This window comes from Isoptericola haloaureus, assembly GCF_036689775.1.
In the GTDB taxonomy this organism is placed as follows: domain Bacteria; phylum Actinomycetota; class Actinomycetes; order Actinomycetales; family Cellulomonadaceae; genus Isoptericola; species Isoptericola haloaureus.
On record NZ_JBAGLP010000118.1, the window covers coordinates 989,977 to 1,002,935 of the forward strand.

Here is a 12,959-nt window from a genome sequence, read left to right on the forward strand (position 1 = left end):
GCCGCTCCCCCGCTCGACCCCCCTCTCGCCGCCCGGATTGCCGAGATCGGCGATCGGGGCGACGGGGACTCCTCTGGCAGACTCGCGCCCATGGCAGACGTGACGGTGGTCGGAGCCGGGGTCATGGGGCTGACCTGCGCGGTCCGGCTCCTCGAGGCCGGGCACCGGGTCGAGGTGCTCGCCCGCGAGCTGCCGCAGGACACCACCTCCGCGGTCTCGGCCGCCCTATGGTACCCGTACCTCGCGTTCTCGCGGGACGGTGCCGCCCTCGCCCAGGACCGGGTCACCGCCTGGTCCGCCCGGACGTTCGAGACCTTCGCCGGCCTCGCCGCCGAGAACCCCGGGTCCGGCGTCCGGATGCGTGCCGGCACCGAGGTCTTCACCGAGCGACCGGCCGACCCCTGGTGGCGCGACGCCGTGCCGGAGCTCGCGCGCACGGCCGACGTGCCGCCGTCGTACACCGACGGCTGGACCTTCACCTCCCCCGTGATCGACATGCCCGTCTTCCTGGCGTGGCTCGCAGCGCGCGTCACGGCGCTCGGCGGCACCATCACCCAGCGGGACCTGACCGCGATGCCCGAGAGCGGCGTCGTGGTCAACACGACCGGCCTCGGGGCGCGCGACCTGATCGGCGACGAGACCGTGCACCCCGTGCGCGGGCAGGTCGTGGTGCTCGAGCAGTGGGGGCTGGACCGCTGGTGGCTCGACGCCACCGGGCCGACCTACGTCGTGCCGCGCCTGCGTGAGGTCGTGGTCGGCGGCACCGACGACGACGGCGCGTGGGACCGCAAGCCCTCGGCGGCGACGGCGGCCGACATCCTCGAACGCGCCGCCCTGCTCGTACCCGAGGTGCGCGAGGCGCGGGTGCTGCGGCACGTGGTCGGGCTGCGTCCCGCGCGCCCACAGGTGCGGCTCGAACGCGAGGGCCGGGTCGTGCACTGCTACGGGCACGGCGGCGCCGGCGTCACGCTGAGCTGGGGCTGCGCCGACGAGGTGCGCGTGCTGGTCGAGGAGCCCCTGTGACCCGCCTCGTCCTCCTGCCCGGCCGGGACACCGGCGGCCTGGATCCGGAACGGCTCGAGGCCGAGTGGCTCGCCGCGCTGAACACCGGCCTCGCCCAGGCGGACTCGTCACTGCGCCTCGCCGACGCCGACGCCACGTTCGTGTTCTACGGCGACGCGCTCGACGCCGTCGTCGGCGGCGACGAACCACCGCCGATCACCACCCACGGCCTGCCGGGGATGAGCGAGGACGCCGCGCGGTTCGCGCTCGGCGTGGCGCGGGAGGTGCTCGCGACGACCGGGACCGTGACGGCGGCACCCGCCCTCGCCCCCGCCGCCCTGAGCGGCGGGTCGCTGTGGGCGGCGCTGTCCGCGGCGCTCGCCGCGATCGACCGCTGGGTTCCCGGACTCAGCAGCGCGGTGCTGCTCCTGTTCGTCCGGGACGTGTACGTCTACCTGACCGACGCCGAGGCACGGACCACGATCGACGCCGGCGTGGCCGCGGCGATCGCCGGTGACGGACCGGCCGTCGTCGTCGCGCACTCGCTCGGGTCGGTGGTCGCCTACGACGTGCTGCGGTCCACCACCCCGGGACTCGACGACGTGCCGTTGCTGGTCACGCTCGGATCCCCGCTGGCGATCACCGCGGTGCGGGAGGCGGTCGAGGCGGTCGCTCCCCTGACCTGGCCGCCACCCGTGCAGCGCTGGGTGGCGCTGGGGGACCCCCGCGACCTGCTCACGCTGCGCGACCTGGACGCCGACGGGTTCCCGCTGCCCGGGCCGTTGGCGATCGAGAACGCGCACGTGGACAACCCGGTGCCGGGGCACCACGCCGCGGCGACGGTGCTGGACGGAGTACCGGCGGGCTACGCGGCCGTCGTCGAGGTCGGCCGGCTGCTCGACGAGGCGCTGGGCCCCTGCTGACGTCGCGGCGAGTCAGGCATCGGCGGCTGACACCTGACCCGCCGCTACGTCGTGCGGTCCTGCCAGCCGGGCAGCAGCCGCTCCAGGGCGTCGACGAGGTCGATGGAGTCGCCGTCCTTGCCGCCGGCGCCGAGCACCAGCGGTGGGCGCTTCGGCTCCGGCTTCAGGCCGCGGACCCGGTCGAGGAGGGTCAGCGGGGCCGTGAGCACGTAGAAGTCGCCGTCGGTCGCGACGGCGGCCGTCCGGTCGGCGCGCAGGTACCAGCCGTGCAGCAGCGTCCGGGCAGTCCCGCGCCCGCCGTAGCCCTTGACCTGGAGCGCCTCGGTCGGCAGGTCCGCGGCGCGGGCCGCCTCGACGAACCGCGCGAGGAGCTCCTCGGCCTGCCGGTGCTCGGCGTCCTGCCGGGCGGCCAGCCGCGCCGCGTGCTCGTGGGCGGCCTCGGTGCGTTGTCGGGCCCAGTCGTCGCTCACCCGGCCAGTGTCCCACCGGCCAGACCTGACCGGCGCCGCAGCCTCGACCGGCTCCGTCAGAGCTCGCGCTCGGCGAAGGCCAGCAGCGCGTCGCGCACGAACGTCGCCCCTTCGACGCCGCCGTAGTTCGCGGCGAACCGCTCGTCGGCGACGTACATCTCGGCCAGCCCGACGACGTACTCCTTCGGCGGGCGCCCGACGTCGGACCCCGGTGTCCCCGGGATCGACCCCAGCCACTCGGCGTGCCGCGCGGCGAGCACCTGCGCCTCGTCGGACGTCGGGTCGACGCCGCGCCCGGCCGCGTCGGTCCACGCCCGGCCCAGGGCCTCCGTCTTCTCGCGGAAGTCGGCCTGCCCGTCCACGCCCAGCCCGCGCCACCAGGCGTCGGACTCGGCGTAGGCGTCGGCGCCCCAGCGCTCGGTCACCTCGTCGCGGTACCGCGTGTGGTCGAACCCGTCCAGCATCTCCTCGGCCACGATGGGCCTCCTCTCGGTCAGCGCGGTGAGCGTGCGTTCCACCGAGGCGATCTGCCGGTCGATCCGGCGGCGCTCGTCGTGCAGCACGTCGAGATGCCGCCGCAGCGCGGCGGTCTCGTCGGTCTGGGCGTCCAGGACGTCGGCGATCTCGGCCAGCGGCAGCCCGAGGTCCCGCAGCAGCAGGATGCGCTGCAGCCGGCGGATCGCTCCGTCGTCGTAGTGGCGCAGCCCGCCGTGCCCCGTGCCCGACGGCGGCAGGAGGCCGATGCGGTCGTAGTGCCGCAGGGTGCGGCTCGAGACACCCGCGAGGCGGGCGACGTCCTGGATGGAACGGCTCATGGGCTCGACGGTAGAGGTTGACGCTACGTCAAGCACAAGGGGTTCAGTCGCTCTCGGGACCGGACCCGGACTCGTGCTCGGACCACGACCCGGACTCGGCGTCCGACGGTTCCGGGACGAGCCGCTCGCCGGGCGGCGCCGTCGCGTTCCACTCCTTGGCGGCCGCCCAGGCGACGGCGGTGAGCGGGACGGCCAGCAGCGCGCCGACGATCCCGGCGAGGACCGTGCCCGCCGTCAGGGCCGACAGCACGACCAGCGGGTGCAGCGACAGCACCTTGCCCATGACCACGGGCGCCAGCAGGTCGCCCTCGAGCTGGTTCACCGCGATGACGATCGCGACGACGATCAGCGCCGCGATCGGACCGTTGGTCACCAGCGCCACCAGCGCGGCGAGGGCGCCCGCGAGCACCGCGCCGATGAGGGGGATGAACGCGCCGAGGAACACCACCGCGGCCAGCGGCAGCGCGAGCGGGACGCCGACGATCATCAGGCCGACCCCGATGAAGACGGCGTCGACGGCCGCGACGATCGCCGTGCCGCGCAGGTACCCGCCGAGCACCTCGACCGAGCGCTCCCCGACCTGGAGCGCCCGCCGCCGGGTCGCCGCGCGCAGCGGCGTGATGAGGAAGGTGAACATCCGCCGCCCGTCCTTGAGCAGGAAGAACAGCACGACGACGCCGAGCAGCAGTCCGGCGACCGCCTCCACGGCGGCGGTCGCGCCACGGATCGCCCCGGACTGCACCTGGTCGCTGGACAGCGCGTCCATGGCCGACTGCCGCACCGACTCGATCTGGTCCGGGCTGATCCCCAGCGGGCCGTCGGTGACGAACCGCTCCAGCTCCTCGATCCCGCGACCGGCCTCGTCGACGAGGCGCGGCCACTCGTCCTGGAAGGCCAGGGTCACCAACCACACCACCAGCGCCAGCAGGAGCAGCCCGGTCAGGAGCGTGGCCCACGTCGCGAGGAGCGCCGGCCACCCGAGCCGACGCAGGATGCCGACCAGCGGTGCCAGGGCCGCGGCGACGACCATGGCGATGAGCACAGGGATCACCAGCAGCGACAGCCGGGTCAGGGCGAAGACCACGCAGGCGGCCAGCGCCAGCAGCAGGAGCACCTGCGCGGCGCGGACCGCCGGGCGCCCGAGGCGGTCGTTCCACAGGGCCGCGACCGTGCGCGGCGGCGAGGAGTCGTCCATCGATCCACCGTCGCACCGGACCCGCTGGCACGCCGTTCCGAGGGTTTCCGTCACCGCGCCCGGCCGCGGTACGCCGTCGGGGACTGTCCGTGCACCCGGGAGAACTGCCGCGAGAAGTACAGCGGGTCCGCGTACCCCACGGCCTGCCCGACGGCGGAGACGGGCAGAGCGGTCGCGTCCAGCAGCTCGCGGGCGCGGGCCATGCGCAGGTCGGTCTGGTAGCGCAGCGGCGAGGTGCCGACGCGGGCACGGAACGCGGCCCCGAGCTGGGACGTGCTGAGGCCGACGAGCGCCGCGAGCGCCGCCACCGACGTGCGTCGCGGCGTGGTGGCTCGCAGGTGCGCCAGGGCGCGCTCGACGGGGTCGGGGGCGGGTCCGGGCGGGCGCCGACCGGCGGCGACCACCTGGGCCAGGGCGTGCCAGGCGCAGCCGGCTGCCTGCACCAGACCGCCGGCGGTGGCGGTGTCCAGGGCGTCGACGGCCTGCCCGACGAGGCTGGCCACCGGGGCGGGATCGCGCAGGTGGACCACGGGGCCGCCGGCGAGGTCGCGGGCGGCGGCGACGAGCTCGTCGGCGTCCGGGCCGAGGACGTGCAACCACCACAGCGACCAGGGGTCGTTGACCGCGGCTCCGTACTCGTGCGCCACCCGCGCGGGCAGCAGCACGACGTCACCGCGTCCGACGGCGGAACGTCCATCCGGGGTCCGGCACCATCCGGCGCCGGCGGTGCAGACGAGGAGCACGTGCTCGCCGGCACCACGGACGCGCTGCCGGCCGTGCCGAACCGCGTGCGGGAAGACGCCCGCGTCGGTGACGAGGAGGCGGTCGGTGACCGGCCGTCCGCGAGCCGCACGCACGGCGGGCCGGGGGACGACGACCATCCGCTGCCCCGCGAACCCCTCGTGCAGGCCCTCGACCCCGGATGCCGTCGTTTCGTCCATGCGTGCCATGGAATCGCCCATCGTGTGCGGCCGCAACGTCGTCGTAGCGTCGTCCCGTGCCGTCCGAACCCACCGCCCCGCCGTCCCGCATCGTGTTGCCGCCCGCCCCGGAGCACCTCGCGGACCGGCCGGTCCGCGTCTGGCGCGAGGCCGTGCCGATCGACACCTACGCCGTCGCCGAGCCGGACCGGTTCCCCGCCTACCTGGACCAGCGCGTCTACCAGGGGTCCTCGGGCGCGGTGTACCCGATGCCGTTCGTGGACCGGGTCGCCGAGACCAAGGCTCCGCGCCGCTGGCAGGCCGTGCACCTGGAGAACGCCTACGTACGGCTGATGATCCTGCCCGAGCTGGGCGGGCGGATCCACGTGGGCCTCGACCGCACCCGCGGCTACGACTTCTTCTACCGCAACGACGTCATCAAACCCGCCCTGGTGGGGCTGACCGGCCCGTGGGTCTCCGGCGGCGTGGAGCTGAACTGGCCGCAGCACCACCGTCCGGCCACGGCCCTGCCGGTCGAGACGCACCTCGAGACCGACGACGACGGCGCGGTGACGGTCTGGTGCTCCGACCACGACCCGCTGCGCCGCATGCAGGGTATGCACGGCATCCGGCTCGCCCCGGACAGCGCGCTGATCGAGCTGCGCGGCCGGCTGGTGAACCGCACCGACGACGTGCAGACGTTCCTGTGGTGGGCGAACGTCGCCGCCGCGGCGGGCGACGACTACCAGGCGTTCTTCCCCACCGACGTCACCGTGGTGGCCGACCACGCCAAGCGCGCGGTCACCACGTTCCCCGCCGCCTCGGGCCGCTACTACGGGGTCGACTACCCGGCACGGCGCACGCCGGAGCGTCCGGACGGCGACCGGCTGGACCGGTACCGCAACATCCCGGTGCCGACGTCGTACATGTGCCTGGGGACGCAGGACGACTTCTTCGGCGGCTACGACCACGGTGCGCGGGCCGGGTTCGTGCACTGGGCCGACCACCGCGTGGCACCGGGCAAGAAGATGTGGACGTGGGGCGACGCCCCGTTCGGCTGGGCGTGGGACCGCCACCTCACGGACACCAACGGCCCCTACGTCGAGCTGATGGCCGGGGTGTTCACCGACAACCAGCCGGACTTCGCCTTCCTGGCGCCCGGGGAGACCAAGACCTTCTCCCAGTACTGGTACCCGATCCAGGACATCGGCCCGGCCCACCAGGCCACCCGGGAGGCCGCCGTCAGCCTGACCGTGCCCGCCGACGGTCCGGACGATCCGGACGGTCCGGACGGGGTGCGGGTCGGGGTCGCGGTGACCGCGCCGCGACCCGGCGCCCGGATCGTGCTGCGCGCCGAGGACCGGGTGCTCCTGGACGAGACGGCCGACGTCGCGCCCGGCGCGCCGCTCGTGCGCGAGCTGCCGGCCGTGCCCGGAGTGCCGGCGACCGCCCACGAGCTCACCGTCACCCACGGCGAGGAGGTCCTGGTGCGCTGGCGACCGCGGGCCGTCGCGCCCCCGGCGGACGTCGAGGCCGCCGTCGACGGGCTCGTGGCGACCGAGCCCCCGCCGCCGGAGGAGATCGGCGCGACCGACGAGCTGTACCTGACGGGCCTGCACCTGGAGCAGTACCGGCACGCCACCCGTTCGCCGGAGCCGTACTGGCTCGAGGCGCTGCGGCGCGACCCGGGTGACGCCCGCTGCGCCACGGCGCTGGCGGCACGTCGCCTGCACGCCGGCCGTCTCGACGAGGCGGAGGAGCTGCTGCGCCGGGCCGTGGCCCGGCTGACGCGCCGCAACCCCAACCCGCGCGACGGCGAGACCCACTACCGGCTCGGCGTCGTGCTGGTGCGGCAGGGACGCCCCGTCGAGGCCCGCGAGGCGTTCGGCACCGCCCTGTGGGACCAGGCCTGGCGCGACGCCGCCACCGTGGCCACGGCCCGGATCGACCTGGCCGCGGGGCGGGACGACGAGGCCGACGCCGCGCTCGGCGGGCTGCTGGCCCGCAGCCCGCAGCACACCGCGGCGCGCAACCTGGCCACGATCGCCGCGCGGCGGCTCGGCGACGACGCCCGGGCCCACGACCTGGTCCGGGGCACCCTGGCAACCAACCCGCTGGACGCCTGGGCACGGGACCTCGCGGCGCGTCTGGGCCAGGACGTCGTGCGCACCGACGACCCGACGATCGCCCTCGACGTCGCCCGGGAGCAGGCCTCGGTGGGCGAGACCGACGCCGCCCGCGACCTGCTCGAGGAGGTCGCGGGCGCCGGGACGCTGCCCGGCCGGCGCAACGTCGCCCCGCTGGCCCTGCTGCACCGGGCAGACCTCGACCTCGCCGCCGGTGCCGACGCGGCGGCCCGGGCGGGCGTCGACGCGGCCGCGCGCCTCGAGCGGCGGTGGTGCTTCCCCGACGCCGGGGACCTGGACGTGCTCGCCCGGCTGCGGTCGGCGTGGCCGCGCGACCCGTTCCTGGCCGCCCTGGCCGGGCACGCCCTGTACGCCGTCGGACGCCGGCACGAGGCGGTCGCGGCGTGGGAGGTGGCGGCGGCCGAGGACGGCACCGACCCCGTCGTGCTGCGCAACCTCGGCGTCGCGGCGGTCAACGTCCTCGACGACGCCGACCGTGCGGCGGAGCACTACGACGCCGCCCGCGCGCTGGCCCCCGACGACGCGCGGCTGCTGTACGAGGCGGACCAGCTCGCCGGCCGCCGTGGCCGCGGTGCCGACGAGCGGCTCGCGACGCTCCTCGCCCGGCGCGACCTGGTCGACGCGCGGGACGACCTGTCGGTCCAGCTCGCCGAGCTGCTCACCGCCGTCGGACGCCCCGCCGAGGCCGTCGCGGTGCTGGCCGGCCGGTCCTTCCAACCGTGGGAGGGCGGCGAGGGCCGGGTGCTCGCCGCCTGGGAGGAGGCCCACCATGCCCTGGGCCGGGCGGCGCTGGCCGACGGCGACGCGACCGCCGCCGTCGGGCACGCCGAGGCCGCGCTGGACCCGCCGGAGTCCCTCGGCGAGGCGCGCCATCCGCTGGCCAACACCGCCGACCTGCACCTGCTGCTCGGGGACGCTCGTGCGGCGGCCGGCCGGGACGCGGACGCGCGCGCGGCGTGGACCACGGCGGCCGACCAACAGGGAGACTTCCAGGTGATGCAGGTCCAGGAGCACTCCGAGGCCACGGCCGCGTCGGTGCGGGCGCTGCGCCGGCTCGGGCGGCACGCGCAGGCCGCCGCGCTGCGCGACGGGCTGGCCCGGTACGTCGGGACCGAGGCCGGACGGACCGCGACCGTCGACTACTTCGCCACCTCCCTGCCGACGATGCTGCTGTTCGACCAGGACGTCCAGGCCGAGCACGACGCCCGCGTCGAGGTGCTGCGCGACCGGCTCGCGGCCCTCGACGCGGAGCAGGACGCCGAGGCCGTGCGATGAGCGCGCCGATCCGCGTCACCGACCGCTGGCTCGAGCGCGACGGCCGGCCCTGGTTCCCGGTCACCGGGGAGATCCACTACGGCCGGGTCCCGCGCGAGCGGTGGTCCGAGGTGCTGGGGCACGCCCGCGCCGGCGGGCTGGACTCCGTGGCGAGCTACGTGTTCTGGCAGGCGCACGAACCGGCCCCCGGCGACTTCCGCTGGGACGGGAACCTCGACCTGCGGGCCTTCGTCGAGCTCGCCGGCGCGCACGGGCTGGAGGTCGTGGTGCGGATCGGGCCGTGGTCGCACGCCGAGGCCCGCTACGGCGGCTTTCCCGACTGGCTGGTCCAGCGCGACCTCGCGCTGCGCACCGATGACCCCGGCTACCTGGCGCTGGTGCGGCGGCTGTACGGCGAGATCGCCGCGCAGCTGCGCGGGCTGCTGCATGCCGACGGCGGCCCCGTCGTCGGGGTGCAGGTGGAGAACGAGCTCTACGACGACCCCGGACACCTGGCGACGCTGCGCCGCGTCGCCGAGGAGGCCGGCATCTACGTCCCGGTGTGGACGGCGACCGGCTGGGGCGGCGCCCGGCTCCCCGAGAACCTGCTCGACGTGTACAGCGGGTACGCGGACGGCTTCTGGGCCGAGTCCGACGACGGCTGGCCGGACTGGGCCGCGCAGCACTTCCGGTACTCGACGGTGCGCGACGACCTCGGGGTCGGAGCAGACGTGCGCGCGGCGCTGGCCGACGACGGCACGGTGGAAGGGACCGGGGACGCGGGGACCGCGCCCGCACGGCCCGCCACCCCGTTCGCGACCTGCGAGCTCGGCGGCGGCATGCACGTCGCCTACCACCGCCGTCCGCTGGTGACCCCGCGGGACGTGGCCGCCCTGGCGCTGGCCACGATCGGCAGCGGGTCGGTCTGGCAGGGCTACTACGTCTATGCGGGCGGCACCCAGCGCACCGGGCCGCACTGGACCGAGCAGGAGTCCCAGGCCACCGGCTACCCGAACGACGTCCCGACGCTCAGCTACGACTTCGGCGCCCCGGTCGGCGAGCACGGCCAGATCCGTGCCCACCACCACCTGCTGCGCCGCCAGCACCTGTGGCTGGCCGCCGACGGCGCGGCGCTCGCGACGATGCCGGCCACCGTGGGCGGCGGCTCGGCGGACCCGGACGAGCTGCGCTGGGCGGTGCGCTCCGACGGGCGGCGCGGGTACGTGTTCGCCACGACCTACCAGCCCGCGCACTCCCCGCTGCCCGCGCAGCGCGACGTGCAGCTCACGGTGGAGCTCGACGACGGCCCCGTCACGGTGCCCTCGCGGCCGGTCGACCTGCCCGCCGGGGTGTCCGTCGTCTGGCCCGTGCGCTACCCCCTGACGGAGGCCCTCGTGCTGCGCAGCGCGACGGCCGCGCTGCTGACCCGTCTCGAGGAGGGCGGCCCTGACGGGACGCCGCTGGTCGTCCTGACCGCGACCGACGGCGTGCCGGTCGAGCTCGTGCTCGAGGGCGAGGTGCCCGTCGCCGGACCGGTCGCGGCCGGGACCCTGGACGGCGGCACCGTCGTCACGCTCACCACGGCACCCGGTCCCGGCACCACGGTCGACCTGCCGGGCGTCCGCCTGCTCGTGCTCGACGAGGCGAGCGCCGACCAGGTCTACCGGTTCGAGCTCGGCGGCCGCCCGCGGCTGCTGCTGTCGGACGTCCCGCTGTCGGTGTCCCCCGACGCCCGGCACCTGGTGGCGCAGACCGAACGTCCCGACGTCCGGATCGCGTGCTGGCGCCCCGCGCAGGGGTGGGTGTCGCGCACCGGGGCCGCCCCGCGCGCCGGTCGGCACCGCCTGGCCGTCGACCCGGCGCCGCACGCCCCGGCACCGCCGGCCCCGCGGCGCGGAGGCCCCGCGCACCGGCTCGCGGCACCGACCGACTTCTCCGGGGCGGCCCGGGTCCGCCTGGACGTCCCCGCCGACCTCCTCGACGCCCCGCCGGGTGACCGGGTCCTGCTGCGGGTCGCCTGGTCCGGCGACGTGGGCCGGGCCGTGGTCGGCGACCCGCTCGCCGACGGCACCGTGATCGGCGACCACTTCTGGCACGGACGCGACTGGGACGTCGACCTGACCCCCTGGCGCGACGAGGTCGCCCGCGACGGGCTCACCCTCGAGCTGCTGCCCTGGCGCCGCGCGACCGGCGTGCGGGTCGACCCCGCGGTGCGCGACGTCCCCGACGGCGCGCGGATCCGCTCGGTCGACGTGGTGCACGTGGCCCGGGTCGGGCTCGCCGTGCCCCCACCCTCCGACGACGAGCAGGAGACCCGATGACATCCACGACGAGGACCACGATGGTCACCGGCAACGACGTCCCCCGCACCCGGTCCGCGGGCCGGGTGCCCGACCACCTGCCCGACCGGCTGGCGATCACCCTGTGGGACTTCTCCTGGTACGTGCGCACCGGCCCCGACGAGCCGTTCGAGGACCTCGACGCCGCCTTCACCGCCGCGGCCGAGCGCGGCTACAACGCCGTACGGATCTGCGCCATGCCGTTCCTGCTGTTCCGCAGCGGGCTGGACACCTCGGCGCTGCGGCTCGAACCGATCGGCGGCGGGTACGCCTCCCGGGTGCGGTGGTACGACGTCGCCCGGCCGACGACGATCGACGCCCGCGCCCACCTGCTCGCGTTCTTCCGTGCCGCCGACCGGCACGGGTTCGCCGTCGTCGTCTCCTCCTGGGAGTACCAGCAGAGCCCGGCGTTCGCCGCCGAGCGGGACTGGTACGACGCGCTGACCGCTGTGCCCCCCGCCGACCGGGCGGTGCTGCTCGCCGAGGCGCTCGCCGACCTGGTCGACCTGCTGGTGGCCGAGGGGCTGGACCACACCGTGGCGCTGGTCGAGCCGCACAACGAGGTCCAGGCCGGTCACCTCACCGCCGGCCTGCCCGGCGTCGAGGACCCGGTGGTCGAGCTGCGCGACCGCCTCGAGGCCGCCGTCGAGGCGTTCGCCGCCCGGCACCCCGACGTGCTGTGCGGGCCGAACTACGCCGCGGTCCCCGTCACGGCCATGCGCGGCGTGCCCCGCAACGCCCAGGTGCTGGGCGTGCACCCGTACGTCTACGGCGTGCTCGACCAGCTCGTCGAGGAGTTCGCCCTGCGCGGCGACCCCGCCGACTTCCCCCAGGAGCGGGCCGACGCCGAGCTGCTGCGCCCCGACGCGCCTCGGCTGGCCTCGTGGGCCCCGCCCGCGGACGAGGAGTGGAAGCGGCGGGCCTCGATCGTCGGGCACGCCGAGATCTATGTGCACGACTGGTGCGACCCCGAGGCGGTGGACCGCTGGCTGTACGACCGCTACGGCGCGCACCGCATCGCGATGGCGAACCGGCTGCGCGAGTGGATCGGCGTCGCGGCGGACACCGCGGCCCGGATGGGTGTCCCGCTCGTCCTCGGCGAGGGATGGGTCGGCTACACCCCGCGCGACGGTCGGTTCGAGGAGGGCCCGGTCGGTGCCCAGATCTGCCGCGACGCGGTCCGGCTGGCCGACGCCGTCGATGCCTGGGGATCGGTCGTGTGCTCCAACGCCGCGCCGCACCACGCGATGTGGCAGGACGTCGCGCTGCAGCGCGAGTGCACGGACGTCATCTGCCGCCGGTCGTGACCGTCCCCACCGGCGCGGGCACGATCGAGTGCACGTAGCCGCTGGTGCCCGCGACGGCGAGACGGACCTGGTCGCCGCGGGCGAACCGCCGGTAGGCGTGCTGGTGGAGCTGGAACTCCCGGATCGCCCCGGCGTCGTCGACGACCGTGACGAAGAACGACGCCAGCTCGTACGGACCGTCGTGCCCGAACGCGCGGTACACGTGCCGGCGCCGGTCGGTCACGGTCCCGACCACGACGGCGGGCCGGACGGCGTCGGCGACGTCCCGCAGCAGCGGCACGACCGTGACCCACAGCAGCCCGAGCGCGAGGACTCCCACCAGCACCGGGGTCCACAGCCCGTCCCCCGACCCGGTGAAGGACTGCAGCCCGTACCCGAGCAGTCCCAGCGCCACGAAGGCCAGCAGCGCACGGACCACGGTCGGGGCCGGGGCGAGCGGCCGCGCGAGCGTCGTGGCGTACCGGGCGCCGGGACGCTGCCGCCGCCGGCGCGGCCGCAGGGCGTGAACCACCAGCCCGCCGAGCACCAGGACGAGGACGGCGAGCCGCAGCACGACGTCGAGGGCGTCCGGGGTGTCCACGGTTCGG

The 12,959-nt window shown here is 75.9% G+C and carries 10 protein-coding genes; 5 read left to right on the forward strand and 5 right to left on the reverse strand.

All coding sequences use genetic code 11. From position 1 onward, the window contains the following. Window positions 1–90: 90 nt before the first annotated feature. Both V5O49_RS14710 and V5O49_RS14715 read left to right on the forward strand, forming a co-directional pair. The gene (locus V5O49_RS14710) at window positions 91–1,023 is read left to right on the forward strand and encodes an FAD-dependent oxidoreductase (RefSeq protein ID WP_332902859.1); all 933 of its coding nucleotides are present in this window, start codon (window positions 91–93) and stop codon (window positions 1,021–1,023) included. Further along, window positions 1,020–1,925, forward strand: coding sequence for a hypothetical protein (locus V5O49_RS14715; RefSeq protein WP_332902860.1), 906 nt, complete (start codon window positions 1,020–1,022; stop codon window positions 1,923–1,925). Before V5O49_RS14710 ends, V5O49_RS14715 begins: the two co-directional genes overlap by 4 nt. A 44-nt stretch (window positions 1,926–1,969) precedes the next feature. Here V5O49_RS14715 and V5O49_RS14720 read toward each other — a convergent pair whose 3' ends face one another. From V5O49_RS14720 to V5O49_RS14735, 4 genes are read right to left on the reverse strand one after another with little or no spacing between them, the layout of a single operon-like run. Then, entirely contained in the window at window positions 1,970–2,395 is a 426-nt protein-coding gene (locus V5O49_RS14720) for a hypothetical protein (protein WP_332902861.1), read from the reverse strand. 56 nt (window positions 2,396–2,451) lie between these two features. After that, on the reverse strand, window positions 2,452–3,210 hold the full coding sequence (locus V5O49_RS14725) for a MerR family transcriptional regulator (RefSeq protein ID WP_332902862.1): 759 nt from the start codon (window positions 3,208–3,210) through the stop codon (window positions 2,452–2,454). A gap of 43 nt (window positions 3,211–3,253) precedes the next feature. Next, the gene (locus V5O49_RS14730; RefSeq protein ID WP_332902863.1) at window positions 3,254–4,405 is read right to left on the reverse strand and encodes an AI-2E family transporter; all 1,152 of its coding nucleotides are present in this window, start codon (window positions 4,403–4,405) and stop codon (window positions 3,254–3,256) included. A gap of 50 nt (window positions 4,406–4,455) precedes the next feature. After that, on the reverse strand, window positions 4,456–5,346 hold the full coding sequence (locus V5O49_RS14735; RefSeq protein WP_332902864.1) for an AraC family transcriptional regulator: 891 nt from the start codon (window positions 5,344–5,346) through the stop codon (window positions 4,456–4,458). A gap of 56 nt (window positions 5,347–5,402) precedes the next feature. On the opposite strand from V5O49_RS14735, the gene V5O49_RS14740 reads away from it, so the two are divergent. Genes V5O49_RS14740 through V5O49_RS14750 form a run of 3 tightly spaced genes read left to right on the forward strand, consistent with a single transcriptional unit; the run spans window position 5,403 to window position 12,372 of the window. Beyond that, window positions 5,403–8,747 carry a DUF5107 domain-containing protein gene (locus V5O49_RS14740; RefSeq protein ID WP_332902865.1) on the forward strand — a complete coding sequence of 1,115 codons (3,345 nt, stop codon included), beginning with the start codon at window positions 5,403–5,405 and terminating at the stop codon, window positions 8,745–8,747. Next, window positions 8,744–11,047: a beta-galactosidase gene (locus V5O49_RS14745; RefSeq protein WP_332902866.1), complete on the forward strand. Its 2,304-nt coding sequence runs from the start codon at window positions 8,744–8,746 to the stop codon at window positions 11,045–11,047. The genes V5O49_RS14740 and V5O49_RS14745 overlap by 4 nt, the downstream gene beginning before the upstream one ends. Beyond that, window positions 11,044–12,372: a cellulase-like family protein gene (locus V5O49_RS14750; protein ID WP_332902867.1), complete on the forward strand. Its 1,329-nt coding sequence runs from the start codon at window positions 11,044–11,046 to the stop codon at window positions 12,370–12,372. The genes V5O49_RS14745 and V5O49_RS14750 overlap by 4 nt, the downstream gene beginning before the upstream one ends. Here the strand turns inward: V5O49_RS14750 and V5O49_RS14755 are convergent. Further along, entirely contained in the window at window positions 12,353–12,952 is a 600-nt protein-coding gene (locus V5O49_RS14755; protein ID WP_332902868.1) for a hypothetical protein, read from the reverse strand. The two genes, V5O49_RS14750 and V5O49_RS14755, sit on opposite strands and share 20 nt — an antisense overlap. Window positions 12,953–12,959: the final 7 nt, after the last annotated feature.